This is a genomic window from Fodinicurvata halophila, from assembly GCF_042651425.1.
In the GTDB taxonomy this organism is placed as follows: Bacteria; Pseudomonadota; Alphaproteobacteria; order Kiloniellales; family DSM-21159; genus Fodinicurvata; species Fodinicurvata halophila.
The window spans coordinates 779,390-803,613 of record NZ_JBHSCW010000001.1 but is presented as its reverse complement, the minus strand read 5'-3'; the positions used below and the strand labels follow the sequence as shown (position 1 = coordinate 803,613).

Here is a 24,224-nt window from a genome sequence, read left to right as displayed (position 1 = left end):
GAAACCGCCGGAGACCTGCTTTATAGATTCGACTTGTCCAAAGGGATCGTGGAGTGGCTCGGAAATCCCGAGTCCTGCCTGGGTGTTCCAAAACAGGCGATTCCCGTCACACTTTCTGCATTTCTGGAACGGATCCCCCGGGAGGACCGGGTGCGCCGGCAGACGGTTCTGGACGATCACCTGCTGGGGTACGGTCCCTTCGACTGTGAGTATCGCTTTCAGGATGTGAATGGCGAGTACCACTGGCTGCATGACCGCGGTGCGCTGGAACGCGAAGAGGGCACCGGGCGCGGGATTCTCTGTGGAGTCATGCGCCGCGTCACGGATCGCAAGCAGCAGGAAGCGCGTCTGGAGCGCCTGGCCAGCCACGACGAACTGACGGCACTTCCCAATCGCCTCGCCCTCGGCGAGGCCCTGCAGGGCTTCTTCACGCGGGCAGGTGCCGAAGTCCAGATGGACGGCGGCTTTCTCGTCCTGGGCCTGGATGCTCTGGCGCGCATCAACACCGTCTACGGATATCAGGCCGGGGACGCGGCGCTGATCGAGGTGGCCCGGCGTATCCGAGAGTGCCTGCGCGAGGACGATCTGTTCGGCCGGGTCGGCGGCGATCGCTTCGGGGTGGTCCTGCGGGAGTGTACGGAAAGCGAAGTGCGGTGCCTGGCTGAGGCGCTGCGCGACTGTGTCCGGGAGATGCCGATCTCGCTTCCCGAAGGAACGCTTCATCTCTCGGTATCCATTGGCGGCGCGTTCTTCGCGGATCGGGAAGGTCACGCTCTCGACTTGGTCGCCAAGGCGGAAAGTGCGCTGTTCGATGCCAAGCAGGCGGGTCGCGACTGCATCAGTTACTACGCCATCACGGAAGAACATCGCCAGCAGGTGCGTGCGTGCATGGAAATCGGCAACGAGGTCAAGAATGCCCTGACGGAAGGGCGCCTGTGCCTCGCCTACCAGCCTGTGGTCGACGCCACCTCGCACTCCGTGCGCTTCCATGAATGCCTGGCGCGCCTGCAGGACGGCAAGGGGGGATTGATCCCCGCGGCCAAGTTCATTCCCGCGGCCGAACAATTGGGCCTGATGCGCCTGCTGGACCTGCACGTGCTCAATCTCGTGCTGGCGGATCTCGAGCGATACCCGGGGATCACGCTGGCGCTCAACATCTCTGCCCTGACGACCGGCGACCATGACTGGCTGCGCAGCCTGATACGGCGCCTGCACGGGCGACCACAGGTGGCACGCCGGCTGATCGTCGAGATAACGGAGACGGCCGCCCTGCTGGATGTCAGGGAGACAGCGAAATTCGTGGCCCAGGTGCGCGAGTTGGGGTGTCGTGTCGCTCTGGACGATTTCGGGGCCGGCTACAGCACCTTCCATCACCTCAAGGCACTGACCGTCGACCTGGTGAAGATCGATCGCTCCTTCATACGCGATATCACCCATTCCCCGGAAAACCAGCTTTTCCTGCGCAACCTTCTGAGCCTGGCCCGGGCCTTCAAGCTGGAAACCCTGGCCGAGGGCGCGGAACAGCAGGAAGAGGCGGCCTATCTGGCGCAGGAAGGCCTGGACATGATCCAGGGGTTCTATTTCGGGATGCCGGAAGTCGCGCCGGAATGGCGCCAGCACAAGAACACGATACAGGCGGCCGATGGCAGCCTGGGGCCCTCATCCTTCCTGTGGCGCGGCCAGAAGGACCTGCAGTTGACCTGAGGGGAGATCCGCGCGCCCCTGGCGCCGCTCTCCTCCAGTCTTGGTCATTTCCTGGACAGCTTGCCCAGTTCCTGGCGCAATTGTTCGACCTGCTTCTGCAGTTGCTCGAGTTGCTCTTCCTGCGTGCTCGATTCGGAGCTTCCTTGCGCGGACCCCTTCTGGGAATGTTCGCCCTCCCCCTTCGAGGTGGAGCTTCCGCTATCGCCGGAGAAGGGGGAGAACATGTTCATCGTGTGCTGCAGCATGGCCAGGTTCTGCTTGCCCAGTTCCTCCATGTTGCCGAAGGGAAAGACACCCCCCATGGTCTCCTGCATGTTCCGGGCAATGGCTTCCTGGTTGGCCGTGAAGGCTTCCATCGTCTGCTCCAGATAGCTGGGCAGCATCCAGCGCATGCCGTGCCCATAGAAGGAGATCAGCTGGCGGAGAAAGGAGATCGGCAGCAGGTTCTCGCCCTTGGCTTCCTCTTCCACTATGATCTGGGTCAGGACAGACCGGGTGATATCCTCTCCGCTCTTGGCATCGTAGACAACGAAGTCCACATCATCCTTCACCATCTGGCAGAGATGATCCAGAGTTACGTAACTGCTGGTTGCGGTGTTGTAAAGTCGTCGGTTGGCGTACTTCTTGATGGTAATCGGTGCCGATTTGGCAGGCCGTTCTGTGTTCTCCAAGATCTTCCGCCTCACTGGATTGTGTCAAAGCGCTAAACATACTTGTAGCGTAAAGGAATACTGCGGTGCGGAAGCAGGAACTGTCAATCACTCCGCGCACTGTCGCAAACGCGCCTGCCCATGGCTTCGGCGTCTGCCTGCCGTTATAGTGAGGCCGACATGACGGATGACGGTATGACACCCGAGGGAATGTCTCTGGACGACATGGTCGCCCGCTACCTGGATCTCAGGGAAAGGGAGGTGTCTCTCCGGGCGGCCGATCCCGAAGTGGGCCGGTCCCTGGACAGGATGACCGAGGCCTGGATGGAACACTTGCGTAGCTGGGCGGCCTGGATGGGGTGGAGCACGGCCCTGCCGCCAAGGGAATCTCTGGCGCCGGGCTCCCAGCAGTTCGGCGGGAAAGACGATGGAGAGCATGGGGGAAGCGGGACAGAGACGCGTTCCGGACAGTCAGCGCAAGGGGCCACGTCCGCTGATGCTCCATCTGAGCCTCGCCCAGACGATCTGGCGCGGTTCGAGCGCCGCCTGGCCGAGCTGGAACAGCGGCTGGCAGAACTTGAATCCGGCACTGCGCGCGGAGGAGGAGGCGTTGAGGCTGGAGCTGCTGCGCGCCGAAGCGGACCCCGCCGCGGCCGCCGACGCCCTGGAGCGCCAGGTTCGAAAGCGCCAGAGGGAACTTCTTGATGGCATAGAGGCCTATCGCCGGCATCCCTATCGACGCGCTCTTGAGGATCCGCCAGTACTCTGGTCCGAAGGCTCGGCCCGCCTGCTCGACTATGGCGGGTCCGGGCCCCCCTTGCTCCTGGTCCCGTCCCTGATCAATCGGGGCTATATCCTGGATCTCTCCGAGACCTGCTCGCTGGCTCGCTGGCTAGCGGAGTCCGGCTTTCGCGTCTTCCTGCTGGACTGGGGGACGCCGGGGGAGATCGAGCGCGGTTTCTCGCTGACCGACTACATCGCGGGCTACCTGGAAGCGTCCCTGGATGCCCTGCGGAGCGAGACCGGGCAGAATCCCTTGCTGGTCGGCTACTGCATGGGCGGCTTGCTTGCCCTGGCGGCGGCGCAGCGGCGGGCCGAGGACCTGCGTGGGCTCGTGCTGCTGGCCACGCCCTGGGATTTCCATGCCATCCCGGGCCAAGCAGCCCTCGGGCGGGCGGCGCTGATGACCTGGGGGCCGTTGATGGACCTCATGGGCGAATTGCCGGTGGATGTCCTGCAATCGCTCTTCACCATGGTCGATCCCATGGCGACGATCCGCAAGTTCCGGAATTTTGCCGCCCTCGATCCCGAGAGTGAGCAGGCGCGGGCCTTCGTGGCGCTGGAGGACTGGCTGAACGACGGCGTGCCGCTGGCCGCGCCGGTGGCACGAGAATGCCTGGGTGCCTGGTACGCCGGGAACACGACGCAGATGGGGGCTTGGCGGATCGCCGGGCGGCGCGTGCTGCCGCAGCGGATTGAACTGCCCACGCTCTGCGTGATCCCGGCCGAGGACAGGATCGTGCCGCCGGCCTCTGCCCTGGCCCTTGCGGAGGCCTTGCCGAATGTCGACGTACAGCGTCCGAAAGCCGGGCATATCGGCATGGTTGCCGGCCGTAGTGCCGCTTCACGCATATGGGGGCCGTTGCGGGACTGGATGCGGGACAAGGCGGTTTCTTAACTTGTCCCTTTCGGCGCTTGGATTGTAGTCTTTCGGTATATTGCAGTGCAAAAATCAGGGGCGGCTCCTTAACATTCGCCGTCCTTGCCCCAAGCTCTATTAAAAAGAGACCCAATCCAGGAGGAAGCCAGAATGTCGGATGTGGTTATTGTCAGTGCCGCGCGCACGCCGGTCGGGGCCTTCAACGGAACCCTGTCCAGTGTCGCCGCCTCTCATCTGGGGGCGGTGGCCATCGGCGCCGCCCTGGAACGTGCCAAGGTCGAGGGCGGCGAGGTCGACGAAGCGATCCTGGGCCAGATCCTGACGGCAGGCGCGGGACAGAATCCCGCACGCCAGGCCGCCATGGAAGCTGGCCTTCCGCAGGAAAAGACCGCCTATCAGATCAACCAGCTCTGCGGCTCAGGCCTGCGCAGCGTGGCCCTGGGGTATCAGGCCATCCAGACCGGGGACTGCGATATTGTTGTCGCCGGCGGGCAGGAATCCATGAGCCAGGCGCCGCACTGCGCGCACCTGCGCAACGGTCACAAGATGGGCGACGTGAAGTTCATCGACACCATGATCAAGGACGGTCTCTGGGATGCCTTCAATGGCTATCACATGGGCAACACCGCCGAGAACGTTGCCCAGAAATGGCAGCTGACGCGCGAGGAGCAGGACTCCTTTGCCGCCAAGTCCCAGCAGAAGGCCGAGGCGGCCCAGAAGGACGGCCGCTTCCAGGAGGAAATCGTTCCGGTCACCATCAAGACCCGCAAGGGTGAGAGCGTGGTGGAGGATGACGAGCATCCCAAGCATGGGACCACTGCGGAAAGCCTGTCGAGCCTGCGTCCTGCCTTCGACAAGGAAGGGACGGTTACGGCCGGCAATGCCAGCGGCATCAACGACGGGGCTGCCGCAGTCGTGCTGATGCGCGAGAAGGATGCGGAAAAGCGTGGCCTGACCCCGCTGGCGCGCATCGTCTCCTGGGGCACCTGCGGGGTCGATCCGGCCGTCATGGGCACAGGACCCATCCCGTCCAGCCGCAAGGCGCTGGAAAAGGCCGGCTGGTCGCCCGACGACCTGGATCTCATAGAGGCCAACGAAGCCTTCGCCGCCCAGGCCCTGGCCGTCAACAAGGATATGGGCTGGGACAGCGAGAAGGTGAACGTCAACGGCGGGGCCATCGCCCTGGGCCATCCCATCGGAGCCTCCGGCGGGCGCGTCCTGGTCACGCTGCTGCACGAAATGGGCCGGCGCGATGCCAAGAAGGGCCTAGCCACGCTGTGCATCGGCGGCGGCATGGGCATCGCCATGTGCCTGTCCCGCGAATGACTGAATTTCCGACGGCTTCCCAATAGGACCCTCCGCCTCCTCATGGCAGCCTGCCTGTGGGGGCGGAGGCCGGATGCCCGGAGAGACAAGGCCGCAAGCAAGCGGCCGCAACGAGAGGACAGGAAGTCATAAACCAACCGACAGGGAGATGAGGAAATGTCCAGAGTGGCTTTGGTAAGCGGTGGAACCCGGGGTATCGGCGCGGCGATCTGCTTGGCGTTGAAGAAGGAAGGCTATGATGTCGTTGCCAACTACGGCGGTAACGACGAAGCCGCCGAGGCCTTCTCGAAGGAAACGGGAATCCCGGTGGCCAAGTTCGATGTCTCGGATTTCGAAGCGGTCAAGGCGGGAATCGAGAAGGTTGCCCAGGAGCACGGTCCCGTGGAGGTCCTCGTCAACAATGCCGGGATCACGCGGGACAGCACGATCCAAAAGATGTCTGCCGATCAGTGGCAGGCCGTGATCGACACCAACCTGGGGTCCTGCTTCAACCTCTGTCGTTGCGTCATCGAATCCATGCGCGAGAAGGGCTTCGGGCGCATCGTCAACATCGGGTCGATCAACGGCCAGGCCGGGCAGTACGGCCAGGTGAACTACGCCGCCGCGAAATCCGGCATCCACGGTTTTACCAAGGCGCTGGCCCAGGAGGGCGCCGGCAAGGGCATCACGGTCAATGCCATCGCGCCGGGCTACATCGAAACCGACATGGTGCGGTCGGTGCCGGAAAACGTCCTGGAGAAGATCGTGGCCCGCATCCCCGTGGGCCGTCTCGGCCAGGCCGAGGAGATTGCCCGTGGTGTGGTCTTCCTGGTGGCCGATGACGCCGGTTTCATCACGGGGTCGACGCTGTCCATCAACGGCGGCCAGCACATGTACTGAGCCCGTCCGCTCTCAAGACCCGGGTCCCGATGCCGCGCAGGACGGCACCGGGGGCCTTGGGTCACTCCCCGGGTGCCCAGTCCTCAGGTGCCATCTCGAAGCCGGAGAACTCGAATCCCGGGGCGACCGTGCAGCCGACCAGGGTCCACTCGCCCAGGCTTTCCGCCGACTGCCAGACGTGGGGCTCCAGCACCACCTGGGGGCGCTGGCCGTTCGAGAAGTCGTTTCCGAGATGACGTGTTTCGCTGCGCCGGCCATCGGGACTGAGGTGCAGGGCGAGCGGCGCGCCCGCGTACCAGTGCCAGATCTCCGTGGCATCCACCCGGTGCCAGTGACTGCGCTCGCCGGCGCGCAGCAGGTAATAGATCGCTGTCACGCTGCTGCGCTGGCCGTCTTCGGCTGGCGCGCGATAGATCTCCTGATAGCATCCGCCCTCGGGATGCGGCTGCAGGCCGAGGGCACGGATCAGTTCATCGGGGTGGTTCATTGGGCCAGACGGTCCTTCTCTGTTGGGAGGTATGGTTCCAAGCCCAACATCTCCGGACCTCCCACCAGGGTCAAGCCAGCAGACGCGCCGCTGGGAGGTCGACGCGGAGCACGCTGCCTCGGCCGGGTCGGCTGAGAATCCCCAAGGCCCCACCATGCGCCTGGGCGAAGCGGTCCACCAGCGACAGCCCGATCCCGGCCCCTTCACGCGCCTGCACGGCGGACGCCTCTCCGCGGTAGAAGACCTCTCGGGCCTGCTGCCTTTCCCTTGGGGTCATACCGATGCCGCTGTCGGCGACCTGCAATCGCAGGCGTCCATCCTCAAGACGCTTCAGCCTCAGGAGAACGCGGCCGCCGGCCGGGGTGAACTTGATGGCGTTGGACAGCAGATTGAGGACGATCTGGCGAAAGCGGCGCGCATCGCCATGGAAGCGAAAGGCGTGCGGCTGGATACTGTGGCGCAGCTCGAGGCCGGCGAGCTCCGCCTTGCGCTCCATCATGTCGAGCGCCTCCACCGCCACCCGGGCCGGGTCGAAGGCCTCCTCCTGCAGTGCGAAACCGTCCCGGCCGAAATGGGCGCTGTCCAGCAGGTCGTCGATCAGGGACAGAAGATGCTGGCCGCTGTTATGGATGTCCTGGGCATAGTCCAGGTACTTTTCGTGTCCGACCGGGCCCATCGCCTGGGCGCGGATAACCTCGGAGAAGCCGAGAATGGCATTCAGCGGCGTGCGGAACTCGTGGCTCATCATGGCCAGGAAGTCGTCCTTGATCCGCGCGGCACGACGGGCCTCCTGCTTTTCCTTGATAAGCTGCAGGCTGGCACGGTGCAATTCCATCTCGTCCACGGCGATCTCGGCCAGCGACGACAGCAGCCGGCGCTGCTTGTCATCAAGTCGGCGCGGGTGCCTGTCCATCAAGCACAGCGTTCCGTGACGGAAGCCGTCTGGTGTGACGAGCGGCACGGAGGCGTAGAAGACGGTGCCGGGATTGTCCGTCACCATGGGGAGTGCCGAGAAGCGGGCATCCAGGCGGGCATCCTCGATCACGGTCACGCCCGCGTGCTGTATGCTGTGCAGGCAGAAGGACTGGGCAAGCGGGGTTTCCGAGAAATCCAGGCCGGTGCTGGCCTTGAACCACTGGCGCGTGTCGTCCAGCAGGGAGATGTAGGCGATGGGCACGTCGAAGAGGTCGACGGCCATCTCCACGATGCGCTCAAAGCGCGGATCGGCTTCGCTCTCCAGGAGCTGGTAGTCCTCAAGTGCCCTCAGGCGCTCCGTTTCATTGCCGCTGGGCTGGAGCCGGGCATGGCCGGACGTGGCGTGCATGGGGTCTGTCCTGTTTCCGCTTGTGGCAACACCGGGTATATGCCGCGGGCGGTTTGCCAGCGGCCAATGGTGTCTTCCTTGTCAATTCCGATCCTGAAGACGCGGCCGCAGCTCCTGCTCAACACACAAGAACGGGCGGCTCCCCTGTACGACTCCGAAGGCACGTCTTCTCCGTGCCGCTCACACGAAGTTCGGCTACCCGTGCCAGGGAAAATCTTCAAAAGGCACTGTGAAGCCTCGATTCTTGCCCGTAGAAATAGTATATGCTGCGCCGCAATAGATACGCTATAATTGCATAACTCCTGTCCCTGCCCTGCAGGACGCGGCCTGCCCGGTCGCAGGAGGAGCCAGGCAGGAGGACTCAGAAGCTATCCTTGCGGCGTCGGACCTCGGCAAAGCACTCCTGGGCCGAGCGACCCTGCAGGTCCAGGGCGGTCGCCAACGCCGGATCATCGGCGCGCAGGAAGGGGTTCGTGGCCTTTTCCTCGGCAAGACGCGAGGGGACCGTCGGCTTCCCTGCGGCGCGCAGCGTGTCGATCTGCTTCGCCCGCTGCTGCAACTCCGCATTCCCGGGTTCGATGCTGAGTGCGAAGCGTGCATTGTTCTGGGTGTATTCATGGGCGCAGTAGACTGCCGTTTCGTCGGGTAGCTCGCGCAGCTTGCGAAGAGAGTCCCACATCTGGGCCGGGCTGCCCTCGAACAGGCGACCGCAGCCCAGGGCGAAGAGCGTGTCGCCACAGAACAGGGCGTGGCTTTCCGGGAACCAGTAGGCGATGTGTCCGCGGGTGTGGCCGGGCACGAAGAAGACCTCTGCCTCGGCCTGGCCGAAGTGCACGATATCGCCCTCGTTCACGGCCTCGTCGATGCCGGGAATGCGGGCCTCGTCCGGTGCCGGGCCGATGACATGACAGTCGGTGGCCTTCTTGATCTCGAGATTGCCTCCCACATGGTCCGGATGGTGATGGGTGTTGATGATGTGGGTGATCGTCCATCCCAGGCGTTCGGCCTCTTTCAGGACCGGTCCGGCAACCGCCGGGTCGATCACGCCCACTGAACCGTTGTCGGCCTCACGGATGAGATAGACGTAGTTGTCGTTGAGGACAGGAATCTGGTGAATCTCGAGTTGTGCCAATGGGATGCCCCCGCCTGTAGCTGTCGTTCGCGAAAGTCCGTGAAGCCATTCATATGAGGTCCGAGCCTGTGCTATTGTACCCCCATGTGGAATGATGTCGTTGATTACCGGGAATTCTACGAGACGCCGACGGGGGAGATGGCACGCCACCTGATCCGTCGGCGCATACGCAGCCTGTGGCCGGACCTCCATGGTCTGGAACTCCTGGGCCTGGGCTATGCCATCCCCTATCTGAGGCAGTTCCACGAGGCGGCACGTGTCTTTGCCTTCATGCCGCTGACCCAGGGTGTGGTGCACTGGCCCTCGGAAGAGCGCAGCCGCGTGGCCCTGGTGGACGAGACCGAGCTGCCCCTGCCGACGTTCTCCGTGGACCGGGTGCTGCTGGTCCACTGTCTCGAGAACTCGGACTACCTTCGCGACATGCTGAACGAGGTCTGGCGTATCTTGAAGGGCGAGGGGCGCCTGGTGATCGTCGTGCCCAATCGGCGCGGTGTCTGGGCCCGGCTGGAGCGCACGCCCTTCGGATTCGGCCATCCCTATAGCCAGGGGCAGATTTCACGCCTGCTGCGCGAGCACAGTTTCACGCCGCTGCGCACCTCCCAGGCCCTCTTCGTCCCGCCCACGCACTCCCGGGCACTGCTGCGCACGGCACCGGCCTGGGAGCGGATCGGCCAGCGGATCTCGCCGCATTTCGCCGGCGTCCACCTCGTGGAAGCGAGCAAGCAGGTCTATGCCGTCCGCCCGCTGCGAGCCGCCGAACGACGGCGAATGGCCTGGCCCCTGCCGCAGGTGGTTCGTCCAACACCCGCCTCACGCCAGTCGTGACACCTCCAGCAGCGCTGGTTTTCTGATTTTCCAGGCTCGTGGCACCTAGTCAACGGGGGACGGTCTGTGACAATTGAGACAATTCATGGTGTTAAATGACGTTTTCCAGCTATCTTTGATGCATTACCCGGAGTAGGGTCCATGGCCTTCAGGGTAAGCATGCTGGCTGGCATGCCGTGTCGGAAGCAAAGGAAGCGCCGCACTGTCGTCACCCCGGGTTCTCTGAAGAATCCGGGGGAACTGATTTGGAAAGCAATTCAAAAAGGGGGGTTTGCATGAGCAGTGATGATCAGACGGAACAGGGTACGATCGAGAAGCCTTCGCTTGTCCTGGCCCTGGTGCCCGTTGTCCTGACACTCCTGGTCCTGGGACTGCAGCTTTTCGTATTCGACAATTTCACCCCGCACATCCCCCTGGCCATCGGGCTGGCGATCACCGCCATCGTGGGCAAGAAACTGGGCCACAAGTGGCCCAGCATCCAGGATGGTGTCTTTCACGTCATCAACGTGTCCCTGCCCTCGGTGTCCGTCCTGATCGTCGTCGGCATGATCATCGGCGTGTGGATTGCCAGCGGCACGGTGCCGACCCTGATCTATTACGGCCTGGTGATCCTCAGTCCGGAAGTCTTCCTGGCCGCGGCGATGATCCTCTGTTCCTTGGTCTCCGTATCCCTGGGCACCTCCTGGGGGACGGTCGGGACGGTCGGCCTGGCGCTCATGGGCATCGGCGAAGGCTTCGGAATCCCGATGTACTGGACCGCGGGGGCCGTGGTGTCCGGCGCCTTCTTCGGCGACAAGATCTCGCCGCTGTCCGATACCACCAATCTGGCGCCCGCCGTGACCGGCGTGAACATCTTCCATCACATTCGCAACATGCTGCCGACCACGATTCCCGCCATGCTGATCGCGTTGGTGATCTATGGAGTGGGAGGCTACACGCTGCTCGAATCGGGCGAGAGCTCCTTCGAGCGAATCGAGAACATCACCTCGGCGCTGCAGGACAACTTCCTGATCTCGCCCTGGCTGTTGCTGCCGGCGTTGCTGGTGATTGTGCTTGCGGTCATGAAGCAGCCACCGATTCCCTCGCTGTTTGCCGGCGTCGTCGTGGGCGGCCTGATGGCGATGCTGTTCCAGGGTGTCGGCATGCACGACGTCTTCAGCTACGCCAACAGCGGCTATTCCATCGAGACCGGCGTGTCCGAGATCGACAGCCTGCTGAACAGCGGCGGGATCCAGTCCATGATGTGGACGATTTCCCTGATCCTCATCGCGCTGGGTTTTGGCGGCGCGCTCGAACGCACCGGTTGTCTGGAGACCATCATAAACGCGATCCTGACCAAGGTGCACAGCTTTGCAGGTGTCCAGTCGTCTGCCATAGGTGCCTCCTTCGCCACCAACCTGGTGGCGGGCGATCCCTACCTGTCCATCGCTCTGCCGGGGCGCATGTATGCACCGGTCTATCGCGGCATGGGCTATTCGACCCTGAACCTCTCGCGGGCAACGGAAGAAGGCGGTACGCTGATGTCGCCGTTGATTCCCTGGAACGCCGGTGGCGCCTTCGTGATCACGGCCCTGGGTCTCGGGGTCGCGGACGGGAACTTCGAGAATCTCCTCTACATACCGCTGGCCTTTGCCTGCTGGACGGCGCCCGTGATCGGCATCTTCTATGCCGTGACCGGCCTGTTCTCGCCCAAGGCGACCGAAGAAGAGGTCCGGCAGTGGCACAGGCAGAACGAGGCCATCAAGGATATGACCGATCAGGGCTATGGGGATCCGGTAAAAGGACTGGGTATCGCGCCGAAACCAGCCGAATAGTGTCCTTCGGGCACTCCTGAGAGTAAGGGCCGACGGAGGTTTCCGTCGGCCCTTTCAATAGAGGCTGTGCCCTACCAGATCGGCCGTCCGCTGCCGGGCAGGTCGAGCTCGTCCCAGATCTCGTCGATGCGCTTGACCACATCCGGGTCCATGCGGAGCTCCGTGCCCCATTCGCGGTGGGTTTCCGGCGGCCACTTGTCGGTGGCGTCCAGCCCGACCTTGGAGCCCAGGCCCGATTCGGGGCTGGCGAAGTCCAGGTAGTCGATGGGCGTGTTCTCGACGATGGTCATGTCGCGGGCCGGATCCATGCGGGTGGAGACGGCCCACATGACGTCCTTCCAGTCGCGCGCGTTGATGCTGTCGTCCACCACGATCACGAACTTGGTGTACATGAACTGGCGCAGGTAGGACCAGACGGCCATCATCACCCGCTTGGCATGGCCGGGATAGGCTTTCTTCATGGAGACCACGGCGATGCGATAGCTGCAGCCCTCGGGAGGCAGCCAGAAATCGGTGATCTCGGGAAACTGCTGGCGGACCAGAGGAATGAAGACCTCGTTCAACGCCTCGCCCAGAATCGAGGGTTCGTCCGGCGGCCGGCCGGTGAAGGTGGAGAGATAGATGGGATCGCGGCGCCGGGTGATGGCCGTGATGTTGAAGACGGGAAAGGACTCCACCGAATTGTAATAGCCTGTGTGATCGCCGTAGGGGCCCTCGTCCTCGTACTCCTCGAGACTGACATAGCCTTCCAGCACGATCTCGGCCTCGGCGGGGACCTTCAGCGGCACGGTCTTACAGTCTACGAGCTCGACCTTCTGCCCGCGCAGCAGGCCCGCGAACTGGTACTCGCTGAGCGTGTCCGGCACCGGGGTGACGGCGGCCAGGATGGTGCCCGGGTCGGCTCCCAGGACGGCCGCTGCGGGCAGGGGATCCTTCTTCTCCTGTCCCCAGCGCTGGTGATGCTGAGCGCCGCCGCGATGCTTGAGCCAGCGCATCAGCGTGCGCTTACCGTCCAGTTTCTGCATGCGGTAGATGCCGAGGTTGAAGTCGTCCTCGCGCGCCTTTCCGGGCCCCCTGGTCACCACCAGAGGCCAGGTGATCAGCGGCGCCGGCTCGCCCGGCCAGCAGGTCTGGATCGGCAGGGCGTCCAGGTCGATATCCGCGCCTTCCTGCACCACCTCCTGGCAGGGCGCGCGGGAGAGGGTTCGCGGCTTCATCGCCATGACGCTCCTGAGCAGGGGCATCATCTCGAAGGCTTCACGGAAGCCGCCGGGGGGCTCCGGCTGGCGCAGGAAGGCCAGGGTCTCGCCCACCTCGCGCAGCTCCTCCGGCGTGCGGTCCATGCCGAGCGCCACGCGCTCCACCGTGCCGAAGAGGTTGACCAGGACCGGCATGTCGTAGGCGTGCTCGTCTGCCCCGCGGACGTTTTCGAAGAGCACGGCCGGTCCGCCCTCGGCCAGCAGCCGGGTCTGGATCTCGGTCATCTCCAGCACCGGGGAGACAGGATGACGCACGCGCCGCAGGTCGCCCTTGCTTTCCAGTCGGTCCATGAAATCGCGCAGAGACTTGTAAGGCATGGGGACTCCCCGTTTCTGGTGCGCGTCACGTGCTTGCCCGCCGCCTTTCGGGCAGCAGGGTTTTGGCGGCGCCAGTATAGGGAATCTTAAGGATTTGACGAGGATGATCCTCGTCAAGGTCGCTTGCATGGCGCAAGCGGGGGTATTACTTATTCAACTGTAACCGCAGTGTTCAAAGGCAGTAAACGGGACAGCCTTAAAGATGCAACAATATTGGGTGGTTGGCGGTGAGTATCGGGACGCCAACTTCACGGTTCCGCTGGAAGGGCGTGAAGAATGGATCGGCCCTTTCGGCAGTTACCATCAGGCCAAGGCCGAATGGGCGCGTCTTGCATGGTCCACAGTCGATGACGCGCAAACGCGCTATCGCATCGAGAGCATGGACCAGGACCAGGCACCGCCTTGTACTGACTGACGGGAGAGGATACTCCCGGGCGGGCGCGGTCGGACCTGGCCGCGTCCCTACTGAACCGGACCCGCCGTCCGGCGGGTCAGTTTTCACCGTCGGGCAGGACACGCCAGACGGTGGTACGGCGAACCTCGCTGTCCTCAAGTTCACGATTCGTCGGCACCCTGTACACGGCCACGGATTCCAGGCCGTCGGCGGGCAGGTATGAGCGCCCCGGATCGCCCATGAGAACCTCCGCTCCTGCCGAGGCCTGTCGGCGCAGCCAGGCGAAGGCCTGTTCGGCCATGGGCTGCTCGTAGCAGACATCCCCCGCCAGCAGCAGGTTCCAGTCCGTGCCGTCCTGGAGCAGGCAGTCCTCGCCCAGGAGCTCCAGCGAAACGCCGTTCAGTTCGGCGTTCAGCTCGATGGCGGCCAGCGCCAGGGGATCGATCTCGGAGGCCGTGACATGGGCCGCGCCGCAGCGTGCCGCGGCGATGGCCGAGAGGCCGCTGCCTGACGCGAAATCGAGCACCCGCTTGCCGCGCACGCATGCGGGATTGTCCAGCAGATAGCGCGTGAGCGCCTGCCCGCCGGCCCAGGCGAAGGCCCAGTAGGGCGGCGGGATGTTCAACTGTTCCATTTCCTCCTCGGTGGCGTGCCAGAGCGGCATGACCTTGCTGGCCAGGCGCAAAGGGATTTCCGGCACCAGCGAGGGTGTCTCCACGGCGGTGTTGTCGCGCACGAAGGTGCGGGCAGGCGAGGGAGAGGCTGTCGGCCTGTTCACGTCAGCCGGCCAGGCCTGCCAGCACCAGGCCCGCCAGCAGCAGCCAGCCCACGAAGCGGTTCGAGCGGAAACGCGCCAGGCAGTTGCGCGGGCCATGAATGTCCACGGTGGTTACCTGCCAGGTGAAGTGGACGGCCACGGCTGCCAGCCCCAGGTAATAGGGCCAGGCAATCTCCGCCATGATGCCGGCTGCACCCATGAAGGCGATGCAGAGGGCATAGAAGACGATCAGCCAGGGTCGGGTCCGCTCGCCGAGCTTCAGGGCGCTGGACTTCAGCCCGATCAGGGCGTCGTCCTCCTTGTCCTGATGGGCGTAGATCGTGTCGTAGCCCAGCGTCCAGAAGATACCGGCGATGTAGAGCAGGACCGGCGGCCAGGCGAGCGCATTCTCGACCGCCGCCCAGCCCATCAGGGCCCCCCAGTTGAAGGTCAGGCCGAGCCACAGCTGCGGCCAGTAGGTGATGCGCTTCATCAGCGGATAGGGGAAGACCAGTAGCAGCGAGGCGACACCCAGCAGGAGCGCGGCTGGCGTCAGGGCCAGGAGGATCGCCAGGCCGCCGGCCAGGAGCGCCAGCAGGAAGACGATGGCCTGCCTCAGGGTGATCTGGCCGCTGGGCAGCGGCCGTGTGCTGGTGCGGGCGACACGCCCGTCGTAGTGACGGTCCAGGATGTCGTTGACGGTACAGCCGGCGGCCCGCATGAGCATGGCCCCGAGCGCGAAGAGCAGGTAGAGCCACAGGTCCGGCGGCTGGTTCCCAGCACTCTGGGCCAGCGCGATGGACCACCAGCAGGGGAACAGCAGCAGCCAGGTGCCGATGGGCCGGTCCAGGCGGGCCAGACGGGAATAGGGCCGCCAGCCCGGAGGCATGCGGCGCTCCAGCCAGTTGTTCGCGACGATGTCGCTTGCGTCGGCGTATCTGTTCGTTGAGGAGGACATGACCCCTATCTTGCGCGGGCCGGGCCGGAGGCTCAAGATCATGCTGCCGGAAAGGAAACAGGTTTTTCATGAAGGATATCAAGCTTGCCACGCGGCTCTATGTGAAGGAGGACCTGGGCGACGAGACCGTCCTGGGGCTGGGACCGCAGCAGGCGCACTTCCTGCGCTCGGTCCTGCGTCTGAAGCCGGGGGCGCGTCTGGCGTTGTTCAACGGGCGGGACGGCGAGTGGCTGGCCCGTCTGGATGCGCTCGGCAAGGGCTGGGCCTCGTTGCTGCTGGAGGAGCAGTCGCGTCCACAAACCGAGGAACCGGGGCTGACCTTGCTGTTCGCGCCCGTCAAGCGCCAGCGGATCGACTGGATCGCCGAGAAGGCGACGGAGATGGGCTGTACCCGGCTGCAGCCCATCCTGACCCGGCGTACCATCGTCGAACGGGTCAACGTCCAGCGCCTGCGGACCACCGTGCGGGAGGCGGCCGAGCAGAGCGAGCGCATCAGCCTGCCCGAGGTGGCAGAGCCGGCGAAGCTGGAGCACGTCCTGGGTGACTGGCCCGAGGACGAGCCCTTCCTGTTCGCCGACGAGAGCGGCAGCGGTCGGCCGATCGACGAGGTGGTGAATGAAACACGGGCCCGCGCCCTGGTGATAGGTCCGGAAGGCGGCTTCGAGTCCCAGGAGCAGGAGACGATCGCACGCCATCCGGCAGCCTGTGCCGTCGGGCTGGGACCGCGCATCCTGCGCGCCGACACGGCCGTGGTGGCGGCCCTGGCGGTGATGCAGGCGCTCACCGGGGACTGGACATCGCGGCCGCAGTTTCGCAATCTGCAGCCGCGATGAAGCAGGCGGGTGGCTGCCCTGCGGCAAAGGTGCTTGACGAAATCGACCCCGGCTCGCTCTGATGCAGGCGACAAAAGCGCGGGTCCGCCCTGCCGCATGCGGCTCGCGTTCGCATCGATCGCCTTTCCGTTCACCGCTCAGTGAGTCTGCCGCTTTCCATGTCAGCCCCTCCACAATCCAAGGGTGATCCGATCACCGGCAAGGAGCAGCTCGTTCGCTACCTGGAGACGAGCGCCAAACCCGCCGCCGATTGGCGAATCGGCACGGAACACGAGAAGTTCGGTTTCGAGCGGACGACACTCGAGAGCCTGCCCTACGAAGGGAGGGCCTCGATTCGTGCCATCCTGGAGGGCATGGCCGAGAAGTTCGGCTGGACGCCGGCCGAGGAGAACGGCAAGCCGGTGGCCCTGGTGAAGGGCGGCTGCAACATCACGCTGGAGCCCGGCGGCCAGCTGGAGCTCTCGGGCGCGCCGGTGGAGAACCTGCACCAGACCTGTTCCGAGGTGAACACGCACCTGGCGGAGGTGAAGGAGGTCTGCGATCCCCTGAACGCCGGCATGCTGGGCCTGGGGTTCGCGCCGACCTGGCGGCGCGAGGACACGAACTGGATGCCCAAGGGGCGCTACAAGATCATGGCCGACTACATGCCCAAGAAGGGCAGCCTCGGCCTCGACATGATGCTGCGCACCTGCACCGTGCAGACCAACCTGGATTTTTCCAGTGAACGCGACCTGGTGCGCAAGTTCCGGGTGTCCCTGGCCCTGCAGCCGCTGGCGACGGCCCTGTTCGCCAACTCGCCCTTCACTGAAGGCAAGCCCAACGGCTTCAAGAGCTATCGCAGCCACATCTGGACCGACACCGACCCGGACCGCTGCGGCATCCTGCCCTTCGTTTTCGAGGACGGCATGGGCTACGAGCGCTACGTGGACTACATGCTCGACGTGCCCATGTACTTCGTCTACCGCGATGGCAAGTACGTCGACTGCAGCGGCCTGTCCTTCCGGGACTTCATGGAGGGGCGCCTGGAGGTCCTGCCCGGGGAGCTTCCCCTGATGAGCGACTGGGAAGACCACATGACCACGGCCTTTCCCGAGGTGCGCCTCAAGCGCTATCTGGAGATGCGTGGGGCCGACGGCGGGCCATGGCGGCGGCTGTGCGCTCTGCCGGCCTTGTGGGTCGGCCTGCTCTACGACGAGACGGCGCTCTCGGCCGCCGAGGACCTGGTGCGCGACTGGACGCTGGAGGACCACGAGTACCTGCGCGCCGAGGTTCCGCGCCAGGCCCTGGAGACGCCCTTCCGCCAGGGCACGGTGGGCGATCTGGCAACCCGGGCGCTGGAGATCGCCTCGGAAGGCCTGCGCGTGCGGGCCCGCCAGAACGACGAAGGCATGGACGAGCGCATCTTCCTGGACGTGCTGCGCGAGATCGTCATTACCGGCCAGACGCCCGCCGACGAACTGCTGGCCCTCTACCACGGCCGCTGGCAGGGCGACGTGAGTCACGTCTTCGAGGAGTTCAAGTACTGAAGGGCGGAGAGAAAAGGTAATCCTAAAGGCCCCAGCACCCTACCGGAGAGTATTGCAGACCGTGCTGCCGATAAGATGCACAGCCAAAGCTCACACAAGTTCTGCCCCGGCGCTTGCATGCAGCGGTCAAATGGGTGGCGTTGTGCTTACGGAAGGTTTAGCTTTGTCGTTCGCCCGCCATCCACGGTGTAGACCTGTCCTGTAATGAAGCCGGCTTCTTCGGCGGCGAGAAAGGCGACGAGGGTGGCAACCTCCTCCGGCATTCCGGTCCGCCCCACCGGGTGGATGCGGCCGAGCTCGCGGCGGAACGCCTTCCGGATCATGCATGCCCTTGATGAAGTCGCGATTCAGGTCGGTATCGATCCAGCCAGGAGCGACCGCATTGCACCGGACGCCTTCGGCTCCGTGATCCACTGCAACAGCGCGCGTCAGTCCGTGCAGCCCGGCCTTGGAGGCGGCGTAGGCCGCGTGTTCCGGGTTGGAGCGCAACCCCTCGATCGAACCGGTATTCACGATGCTCCCTCGCGTATCGCGCAGATGCGGCAGGGCCGCCTGGATCGTCAGAAAGGGCGCCGTCAGGTTCAGGGCGAGGCTGCGTTGCCAGTCCTCAAGGCTCATCTCCTCGACTCTGGCTTCCTGAATCATCCCGACGTTGTTGACGAGCACATCGAGTTGTCCGGCGCGCGCGATCACCGTTTCGACAACCTGGCCGGGACAGGCAGGCTCGGTGAAGTCCGCGACAATCCCCTCGAACTCTGCATCCTGTCTTCGTTGCGCCGTCAGCACACGCGCACGCTCGGCGCTCAGACGGCGGGCGATGGCCTGGCCGATGCCTGTGCGACCGCCGGTAACCAGCGCGACCTTTCCCGCGAACCTCTTCATGCCGCGCTCCCTGGTTATGATCCAGTCCTGCCGCACGGGTAAGTGCGGCCGAACCTGGTCCCCATCCATAGTCATTACCTGAAACGCGCCGCTCGATCGGAAAGACATGCCGCCCGCGCAGCCTGGGCGGGAACGTTGTTCACGACCAGGTTCCGATCAAGAAGACACTGCAGTCCCTCGAGAGGTGCTTGGGTCCAGCCTGTTGCCGCGTCCCACAACACATCTGACAAGAGGCGCGCCAGAGGCAACCCATTTATTCGCGCGCCATTTGACAAATGTATGAGGGGGCGGCAACGAGTTTTTCACATTCTTGGCTAAATGACTGGCTTTCTTCCAGCGCGGAATGCCCCTAACCTTTGCCTGATAGAGCTTTCTCAAGAGCCACTTCAGATACAAAGCGAAGTTTGCATCCCTCCTCTATCAACTCCCGTGCACGCTCAATCTTGGTGCCGAAATGCGTCGTTCTCCAATGCCGTGACGCCGTGGAGGATATAACTACATAGTCCACCTTGCGGGTAGCCCGTGACGCCATGGTCCCGCCTGCGCGTTTTATCTCTTTCTCAATATAGGCCCGAGGCCCCATGCGCATTGGTCCGGTTAGGACAAAGACCGAATCCTTCAACTCAATCGTTTCGGGATCCAGGATGGGGTCGTCAAGCTTTGCCACATTGCCGATATTGGTGAACCCAGTATCCGCATACCCATCACCTACCAGCTGGCCTAGCCACTCCTCGATATCCTCTGATTCTTCCTCAGTGATCATATCATCGGCCAAGGCCTCTTCGACCGCCTTGCACAGAGGATAAAATGCAACCTCTTCACGTAGGCGTTCAGACCTCATGAAGCGATTTCGCAGTGCGCGAACCTCCGATTCTAGCACTCGCCCATCACAAATGATTCCAGCGCAAAAACCCAGAAAGATATTCAGCTCATCCGTTTCTTTCGATGTCGATGCGTTGCCGAGTTCGTTGCTTTTGTCAGCGATGATCTCACGGAGTTGCGTCATCATATCCTTTTCCGATGAGAAACAACGACTACGGATATCTTCCGCAAGGTCAGAGGCATCCGGGTCATCAAAGAAATCAGCAAATTTCTCCGACTCAGCCAGGATGGCCGGCTGTTCACCAGCCTCTATGCGCCTGGATGAGAGAGCCCCCTCTAGGAATCCTATCCAATAAAGAACACGCTTTCTGTCATTGGCAGACTTGTTGAAAGCATTGTAGCGTTCTTCTCGTTCGCGCTCTTCAATCCGGCGTATATCGCTTCCGCCCACCATGGGATATAGCCCCCTGCTGTTCTAACTGGATAAATACTTGGCATAAGTTACTATATACCGGTGTACTCACGAGTTCTATGTAATCATAGCGTGTTGGCCGCATGTAAGGCAACACATGCAGGCTTTCGCACTTGCGTCCCAGTATTTCCTGAAGTGGCACTCACGGTTCCTCAAAGAATGCTTAGTACTTGAATTCCTTGAAGACATGGTGGACGTCGTTCTGCCAGCGACTATGGTAGAGTGCCAGCAGTTCGTCGGTGGGTATTTGGTTAGCGACGACGATCTTATGCAAAATGTTTAAGTTGCTTCCGGAGGAAGGCGCGTCAGCCGTGTTCCTGGCCGCGTTTCAGCAGGCGCAGGCGCAGGGCGTTGAGCTTGATGAAGCCCTCGGCGTCGCGCTGGTCGTAGACGGCGTCCTCCTCGAAGGTGACGTGGGCCAGGCTGTAGAGGCTGTCGGGGGACTTGCGGCCGACCACGGTGGCGCTGCCCTTGTAGAGCTTGAGGCGCACGGTGCCGTTCACATGCTCCTGGCTGCGGTCGATGAGCGCCTGCAGCATCTCGCGCTCGGGCGAGTACCAGAAGCCGTTGTAGATCAGCTCGGCATAGCGCGGCATGACCTCGTCCTTCAGGTGGGCCGCACCACGGTCCAGGGTGAGCTGCTCGATGCCGCGGTGGGCGGCCAGCAGGACGGTGCCGCCGGGCGTTTCGTAGACGCCGCGGCTCTTCATGCCGACGAAGCGGTTCTCCACCAGGTCGAGGCGGCCGATGCCGTTGGCACCGCCCAGACGGTTGAGCTCGGTCAGCAGGGCGGCCGGACTGAGGCGCTGACCGTCGATGGCCACGGGATCGCCCGTCTCGAACTCGATCTCGATGTAGGTGGGCTGGTCGGGTGCCTCCTCGGGAGACACGCTGCGCGAATAGACGTACTCCTGGGGCTCCTCCCAGGGATCCTCCAGAACCTTGCCTTCGGCCGAGATGTGCAAGAGATTGGCGTCCACCGAGAAGGGCGCCTCGCCGCGCTTGTCCTTGGCGATGGGGATCTGGTGCTTCTCGGCGAAGTCGATCAGCTTGGTGCGGGAATTGAGGTCCCATTCGCGCCAGGGTGCGATGACGCGGATGTCCGGATTGAGCGCATAGTAGGCCAGCTCGAAGCGGACCTGGTCGTTGCCCTTGCCGGTGGCGCCGTGGGCCACGGCGTCGGCGCCGGTCTCGCGCGCGATCTCGATCTGGCGGCGCGAGATCAGGGGCCGTGCGATGGAGGTGCCGAGCAGGTAGAGGCCTTCATAGAGGGCGTTGGCCCGGAACATCGGGAAGACGTAGTCGCGCACGAAGTCTTCGCGAAGGTCCTCTATGTAGATGTTCTCGGGCTTGATGCCGAGCATCTCGGCCTTCCTGCGGGCGGGCTCGAGTTCCTCGCCCTGGCCCAGGTCGGCGGTGAAGGTCACGACCTCGCAGCCGTAGGCCTCCTGCAGCCATTTCAGAATAACGGAGGTGTCGAGGCCGCCCGAATAGGCGAGCACCACTTTCTTCACATCACCCATGGGGGCCAGCTCCTGACTGGGAAGTGAGCCCGCTCGCCGCGCAGTGTGGCGGGCGAACGCAGGCTCAGTTCAGCTTCTTGCCGACGGTCTCGATGGACTCTTCGGTCAGCGCTTTCTTGCTGTCCTTGTCGAGGTTTTCCGAGATCATCTTGCCCGCGGCCGCAATGGCCACGTCCACTGCCTGGTTGCGGACCTCGGCAATGGCATCCGCCTCGGCCTGGCGGATCTTGTCCATGGTCATCTGCTCGCGGCGCTGCAGGGTCTCCTCCAGCTCCTTCTCGGAATTCTGGCGGATACGCTGGGCCTCGGTCTTGGCATGCTCGACGATCTCCTCGGCCTCCTTCAACGCGTCGCGCTGACGGCGCTTGTAGTCGGCGAGCATCTTCTGCGCTTCCTCGCGCAGGGCCTGGGCCTCCTCGATCTCCTTGCGGATGCGCTCGCTGCGCGCATCAAGCTTGGCGAGCATCGGGCGCAGACCCTTCCAGGCGGCAATTGCGAGGAAGAGGATCAGCGAGATCGTGATCCAGGTGTACTCGCTGGAAAACATCACAGATGCTCCTTCATCTCGGCCTGGACGGCCTTTTCAGACGTTTTGCTGTCGGGCGTGTAGCCCACCAGCTTGCCGGTGACGGCGGTGGCCGTTTCAGCGGCGACGGAGGCCACGTCCTTGAGCGCCTCGGTCTTCGCGGCGTCGATCCGCTCCTCGGCTTCCCGGGTCTGCTCGGCCAGCTTCTGGGCAAACGCCTCCTGGCGTTCGTCCATGTGCGCCTTGGCATCGTCGCTGGCCTTCTGAAGGATACCCGAGGCTTCTTCCCGAGCCACGGAAAGAGCCTTCTCGTATTCGGCCAGGACCTCCTCGGCCTCGCTGCGAATGGTCTCCGCACGCATGAGGTCGTCGTCGATCTTGTCGCGGCGTTCCTCGACCACGTCGCCGATGCGCGGCAGGGCCACGCGGGACATGACGACATAGAGGAGGCCGAAGGTCACGAACAGCCAGAAGATTTGGCTGGCGTAGGTGCCGACCTGACTGATTTGCGGCAGACCGCCGTTCTCGGCCGCGAGCGCCGCTCCCGAAAGGCAGGAGGCGATGGCGGAGAGTGCGGCGATACGCAACGCTGCGGGCAGTTTGACCATACCGAAGGATCCTGTCGTCTGGTTCGAACCTGAAGCCCCAGCGGGCCGCCGGACGGCAGCCCGGGGCAGTGGGACGTATTAGCCGAACAGAACCAGCAGGGAGACAACCAGCGAGAAGATCGCGATCGCTTCCGTCACGGCGAAGCCGATCCAGATGTTGGCGCCGATCTCGTCCTTGGCAGCCGGGTTGCGGGCGATGGCCGCATAGTAGTTGGACCAGACGTTGCCGACACCCAGGCCGGCACCGATCATGCCCAGGGTCGCCAGGCCGGCGCCGATCATCTTAGCTGCTTCGAGTTCCATTTTTTACACTCCTTGGATTAACCGCGTGTGGATCAGGGGTGACTTGCTTCCGTTCCTGCCGACTGTCCGCTGCCGTTCAATGCATGTGGATGGCGTCATGCAGATAGACGCAGGTCAGAATGGTGAAGATGTAGGCCTGCAGGACCGCCACCAGGAATTCCAGCGCGGTGATGCCCAGCAGGGCCGCCAGCGGGACCACGCCCGCAACGCCCATCAGCAGGACGAAGCCGGCAAAGACCTTCAGCAGGATGTGCCCGGCCATCATGTTGGCGAACAGACGCATCGACAGGCTGATCGGCCGTGAGAGATAGGAGATGAGCTCGATCGGGACCAGGATGACGGCCGTCCACGCCGGTGCGCCGTGCGGGAAGAACATGCGGCAATAGCCCAGCCCGTGGCGCATGAAGCCGATGACGGTCACGGCAATGAAGATGACGATCGCCATCGCGAAGGTCACGGCGATATGGCTCGTGAAGGTAAAGGACGAGGGGATCATCCCCAGGGTGTTGCCGAAGAGCACGAAGAGGAACAGCGTGAAGATGAAGGGGAAGTACTGCCGTCCCTCGCTGCCCACGTTGTCTCGCACCATGTTGGCGATGATCTCGTAGAGCAGTTCGGCGCAGTTCTGCAGCCGGCCCGGGACCAGTTCATGGTGCCGCATTGCGAAGATCATGAAGGCGCTGACGACCCCCACGGTGATCAGCATCCACAGCGCCGAATTGGTGAAAGACAGGTCGAGTCCGCCGATGTTGATCGGGATCAGCGGGGTGATCTCGAATTGATGAAGCGGATCTACGGGAAAACCGCCGTCCTGCGTATCCTGCGTCGCCACCTTGCCCCTCGCGGTCTATACTCGGCCGTCACTCCGACCGGGATTTGTCCCTATCTTCCTTGCTCCTGCGCTCCATCTCCTTGGCAACGCGCACCACGTTATAGAACGCGGCGGCCGTTCCAAGCAGCAGAAACAGGAGCATCAGCCAGGGCTTGGTGCCCAGCTGTGCGTCCAAAAACAGTCCAATCGCAACGCCGACGCCGATCGAGGCGACGATCTCCGTTGCCATCCGCATGCCGACACCGAGGCCGCTGCTGCCGCCCCCGCGTGCCGGAGAACCCTTGCCTTCGCTCTTGCGTCGCCGGTCCCGGACCGCTTTCAAGCGCTTGTCCAGTGATTCGAACGGTGAGGGTTTGTCGCGACCCGACATCAAGCTGTCTCCTTAATCGGACTGTGACCCGATGAAACTG

24 protein-coding genes are annotated in these 24,224 nt (G+C 63.6%); 9 read left to right on the top strand and 15 right to left on the bottom strand.

Going from position 1 to position 24,224, the window contains the following annotated elements; genetic code table 11:
- Window positions 1-33 precede the first annotated feature (33 nt).
- A complete protein-coding gene (locus ACFOW6_RS03730) occupies window positions 34-1,704 on the top strand; it encodes a putative bifunctional diguanylate cyclase/phosphodiesterase (RefSeq protein ID WP_382420980.1) in 1,671 nt (556 codons plus the stop codon).
- 44 nt (window positions 1,705-1,748) lie between these two features.
- Here ACFOW6_RS03730 and phaR read toward each other — a convergent pair whose 3' ends face one another.
- Entirely contained in the window at window positions 1,749-2,375 is a 627-nt protein-coding gene (gene phaR / locus ACFOW6_RS03725; protein ID WP_382420979.1) for a polyhydroxyalkanoate synthesis repressor PhaR, read from the bottom strand.
- Between the two features lie 406 nt (window positions 2,376-2,781).
- Here phaR and ACFOW6_RS03720 point away from each other — a divergent pair, with 406 nt between their 5' ends.
- From ACFOW6_RS03720 to phbB, 3 genes are all read left to right on the top strand, one after another.
- Entirely contained in the window at window positions 2,782-4,032 is a 1,251-nt protein-coding gene (locus ACFOW6_RS03720) for an alpha/beta fold hydrolase (RefSeq protein ID WP_382420978.1), read from the top strand.
- 132 nt (window positions 4,033-4,164) lie between these two features.
- A complete protein-coding gene (locus ACFOW6_RS03715) occupies window positions 4,165-5,340 on the top strand; it encodes an acetyl-CoA C-acetyltransferase (protein WP_382420977.1) in 1,176 nt (391 codons plus the stop codon).
- Between the two features lie 156 nt (window positions 5,341-5,496).
- Window positions 5,497-6,219: an acetoacetyl-CoA reductase gene (phbB, locus tag ACFOW6_RS03710; protein WP_382420976.1), complete on the top strand. Its 723-nt coding sequence runs from the start codon at window positions 5,497-5,499 to the stop codon at window positions 6,217-6,219.
- Window positions 6,220-6,280: 61 nt separating this feature from the next.
- Here phbB and ACFOW6_RS03705 read toward each other — a convergent pair whose 3' ends face one another.
- From ACFOW6_RS03705 to gloB, 3 genes are all read right to left on the bottom strand, one after another.
- Window positions 6,281-6,706, bottom strand: coding sequence for a cupin domain-containing protein (locus ACFOW6_RS03705; RefSeq protein WP_382420975.1), 426 nt, complete (start codon window positions 6,704-6,706; stop codon window positions 6,281-6,283).
- A gap of 70 nt (window positions 6,707-6,776) precedes the next feature.
- The gene (locus ACFOW6_RS03700) at window positions 6,777-8,030 is read right to left on the bottom strand and encodes a GAF domain-containing sensor histidine kinase (protein ID WP_382420974.1); all 1,254 of its coding nucleotides are present in this window, start codon (window positions 8,028-8,030) and stop codon (window positions 6,777-6,779) included.
- A 361-nt stretch (window positions 8,031-8,391) separates the two neighbouring features.
- Window positions 8,392-9,162 (bottom strand): hydroxyacylglutathione hydrolase, encoded by a 771-nt coding sequence (gene gloB, locus ACFOW6_RS03695; protein WP_382420973.1) that lies wholly within the window; start codon window positions 9,160-9,162, stop codon window positions 8,392-8,394.
- Between the two features lie 84 nt (window positions 9,163-9,246).
- On the opposite strand from gloB, the gene ACFOW6_RS03690 reads away from it, so the two are divergent.
- Window positions 9,247-9,987, top strand: coding sequence for a class I SAM-dependent methyltransferase (locus ACFOW6_RS03690; RefSeq protein ID WP_382420972.1), 741 nt, complete (start codon window positions 9,247-9,249; stop codon window positions 9,985-9,987).
- Window positions 9,988-10,262: 275 nt separating this feature from the next.
- Complete coding sequence (nhaC, locus tag ACFOW6_RS03685; protein ID WP_382420971.1) at window positions 10,263-11,801, top strand: Na+/H+ antiporter NhaC; 1,539 nt, start codon at window positions 10,263-10,265, stop codon at window positions 11,799-11,801.
- A 71-nt stretch (window positions 11,802-11,872) separates the two neighbouring features.
- Here the strand turns inward: nhaC and ACFOW6_RS03680 are convergent, their stop codons facing one another.
- Entirely contained in the window at window positions 11,873-13,378 is a 1,506-nt protein-coding gene (locus ACFOW6_RS03680; protein WP_382420970.1) for a UbiD family decarboxylase, read from the bottom strand.
- 202 nt (window positions 13,379-13,580) lie between these two features.
- Here ACFOW6_RS03680 and ACFOW6_RS03675 point away from each other — a divergent pair, with 202 nt between their 5' ends.
- Window positions 13,581-13,793 (top strand): DUF4170 domain-containing protein, encoded by a 213-nt coding sequence (locus ACFOW6_RS03675; RefSeq protein ID WP_382420969.1) that lies wholly within the window; start codon window positions 13,581-13,583, stop codon window positions 13,791-13,793.
- Window positions 13,794-13,869: 76 nt separating this feature from the next.
- Here ACFOW6_RS03675 and ACFOW6_RS03670 read toward each other — a convergent pair whose 3' ends face one another.
- Both ACFOW6_RS03670 and ubiA read right to left on the bottom strand, forming a co-directional pair.
- Complete coding sequence (locus ACFOW6_RS03670; protein WP_382420968.1) at window positions 13,870-14,550, bottom strand: class I SAM-dependent methyltransferase; 681 nt, start codon at window positions 14,548-14,550, stop codon at window positions 13,870-13,872.
- A 1-nt stretch (window position 14,551) separates the two neighbouring features.
- The gene (ubiA, locus tag ACFOW6_RS03665; protein ID WP_382420967.1) at window positions 14,552-15,487 is read right to left on the bottom strand and encodes a 4-hydroxybenzoate octaprenyltransferase; all 936 of its coding nucleotides are present in this window, start codon (window positions 15,485-15,487) and stop codon (window positions 14,552-14,554) included.
- 68 nt (window positions 15,488-15,555) lie between these two features.
- On the opposite strand from ubiA, the gene ACFOW6_RS03660 reads away from it, so the two are divergent.
- A complete protein-coding gene (locus ACFOW6_RS03660) occupies window positions 15,556-16,320 on the top strand; it encodes a 16S rRNA (uracil(1498)-N(3))-methyltransferase (RefSeq protein ID WP_382420966.1) in 765 nt (254 codons plus the stop codon).
- 158 nt (window positions 16,321-16,478) lie between these two features.
- On the top strand, window positions 16,479-17,846 hold the full coding sequence (locus tag ACFOW6_RS03655) for a glutamate--cysteine ligase (protein ID WP_382420965.1): 1,368 nt from the start codon (window positions 16,479-16,481) through the stop codon (window positions 17,844-17,846).
- A 126-nt stretch (window positions 17,847-17,972) separates the two neighbouring features.
- Here the strand turns inward: ACFOW6_RS03655 and ACFOW6_RS18175 are convergent, their stop codons facing one another.
- The 8 genes from ACFOW6_RS18175 to ACFOW6_RS03610 form a co-directional block, all read right to left on the bottom strand.
- Entirely contained in the window at window positions 17,973-18,728 is a 756-nt protein-coding gene (locus ACFOW6_RS18175) for an SDR family NAD(P)-dependent oxidoreductase (RefSeq protein WP_449267346.1), read from the bottom strand.
- A 349-nt stretch (window positions 18,729-19,077) separates the two neighbouring features.
- Window positions 19,078-20,004 carry a BRCT domain-containing protein gene (locus ACFOW6_RS03640; RefSeq protein ID WP_382420964.1) on the bottom strand — a complete coding sequence of 309 codons (927 nt, stop codon included), beginning with the start codon at window positions 20,002-20,004 and terminating at the stop codon, window positions 19,078-19,080.
- A gap of 323 nt (window positions 20,005-20,327) precedes the next feature.
- Window positions 20,328-21,545: an argininosuccinate synthase gene (locus ACFOW6_RS03635; protein ID WP_382420963.1), complete on the bottom strand. Its 1,218-nt coding sequence runs from the start codon at window positions 21,543-21,545 to the stop codon at window positions 20,328-20,330.
- Window positions 21,546-21,609: 64 nt separating this feature from the next.
- Entirely contained in the window at window positions 21,610-22,092 is a 483-nt protein-coding gene (locus ACFOW6_RS03630; RefSeq protein WP_382420962.1) for a F0F1 ATP synthase subunit B family protein, read from the bottom strand.
- Window positions 22,092-22,679, bottom strand: coding sequence for a F0F1 ATP synthase subunit B family protein (locus tag ACFOW6_RS03625; protein ID WP_382420961.1), 588 nt, complete (start codon window positions 22,677-22,679; stop codon window positions 22,092-22,094). Before ACFOW6_RS03625 ends, ACFOW6_RS03630 begins: the two co-directional genes overlap by 1 nt.
- Window positions 22,680-22,757: 78 nt before the next feature.
- Entirely contained in the window at window positions 22,758-22,982 is a 225-nt protein-coding gene (locus ACFOW6_RS03620) for a F0F1 ATP synthase subunit C (protein ID WP_382420960.1), read from the bottom strand.
- A gap of 76 nt (window positions 22,983-23,058) precedes the next feature.
- Entirely contained in the window at window positions 23,059-23,814 is a 756-nt protein-coding gene (locus ACFOW6_RS03615; protein ID WP_382420959.1) for a F0F1 ATP synthase subunit A, read from the bottom strand.
- A 28-nt stretch (window positions 23,815-23,842) separates the two neighbouring features.
- Window positions 23,843-24,184, bottom strand: coding sequence for an AtpZ/AtpI family protein (locus tag ACFOW6_RS03610; RefSeq protein WP_382420958.1), 342 nt, complete (start codon window positions 24,182-24,184; stop codon window positions 23,843-23,845).
- Window positions 24,185-24,224: the final 40 nt, after the last annotated feature.

Bases quoted from the DNA above. Each gene is read 5' to 3' on its own strand.
- ACFOW6_RS03720 (WP_382420978.1), top strand. From the start codon at position 2,782: ATGGAGAGCATGGGGGAAGCGGGACAGAGACGCGTTCCGGACAGTCAG.
- ACFOW6_RS03715 (WP_382420977.1), top strand. From the start codon at position 4,165: ATGTCGGATGTGGTTATTGTCAGTGCCGCGCGCACGCCGGTCGGGGCC.
- phbB (WP_382420976.1), top strand. From the start codon at position 5,497: ATGTCCAGAGTGGCTTTGGTAAGCGGTGGAACCCGGGGTATCGGCGCG.
- ACFOW6_RS03705 (WP_382420975.1), bottom strand. From the start codon at position 6,706: ATGAACCACCCCGATGAACTGATCCGTGCCCTCGGCCTGCAGCCGCAT.
- ACFOW6_RS03700 (WP_382420974.1), bottom strand. From the start codon at position 8,030: ATGCACGCCACGTCCGGCCATGCCCGGCTCCAGCCCAGCGGCAATGAA.
- ACFOW6_RS03690 (WP_382420972.1), top strand. From the start codon at position 9,247: ATGTGGAATGATGTCGTTGATTACCGGGAATTCTACGAGACGCCGACG.
- nhaC (WP_382420971.1), top strand. From the start codon at position 10,263: ATGAGCAGTGATGATCAGACGGAACAGGGTACGATCGAGAAGCCTTCG.
- ACFOW6_RS03680 (WP_382420970.1), bottom strand. From the start codon at position 13,378: ATGCCTTACAAGTCTCTGCGCGATTTCATGGACCGACTGGAAAGCAAG.
- ACFOW6_RS03675 (WP_382420969.1), top strand. From the start codon at position 13,581: ATGCAACAATATTGGGTGGTTGGCGGTGAGTATCGGGACGCCAACTTC.
- ubiA (WP_382420967.1), bottom strand. From the start codon at position 15,487: ATGTCCTCCTCAACGAACAGATACGCCGACGCAAGCGACATCGTCGCG.
- ACFOW6_RS03660 (WP_382420966.1), top strand. From the start codon at position 15,556: ATGAAGGATATCAAGCTTGCCACGCGGCTCTATGTGAAGGAGGACCTG.
- ACFOW6_RS03655 (WP_382420965.1), top strand. From the start codon at position 16,479: ATGTCAGCCCCTCCACAATCCAAGGGTGATCCGATCACCGGCAAGGAG.
- ACFOW6_RS18175 (WP_449267346.1), bottom strand. From the start codon at position 18,728: ATGAAGAGGTTCGCGGGAAAGGTCGCGCTGGTTACCGGCGGTCGCACA.
- ACFOW6_RS03640 (WP_382420964.1), bottom strand. From the start codon at position 20,004: ATGGTGGGCGGAAGCGATATACGCCGGATTGAAGAGCGCGAACGAGAA.
- ACFOW6_RS03635 (WP_382420963.1), bottom strand. From the start codon at position 21,545: ATGGGTGATGTGAAGAAAGTGGTGCTCGCCTATTCGGGCGGCCTCGAC.
- ACFOW6_RS03630 (WP_382420962.1), bottom strand. From the start codon at position 22,092: ATGTTTTCCAGCGAGTACACCTGGATCACGATCTCGCTGATCCTCTTC.
- ACFOW6_RS03625 (WP_382420961.1), bottom strand. From the start codon at position 22,679: ATGGTCAAACTGCCCGCAGCGTTGCGTATCGCCGCACTCTCCGCCATC.
- ACFOW6_RS03620 (WP_382420960.1), bottom strand. From the start codon at position 22,982: ATGGAACTCGAAGCAGCTAAGATGATCGGCGCCGGCCTGGCGACCCTG.
- ACFOW6_RS03610 (WP_382420958.1), bottom strand. From the start codon at position 24,184: ATGTCGGGTCGCGACAAACCCTCACCGTTCGAATCACTGGACAAGCGC.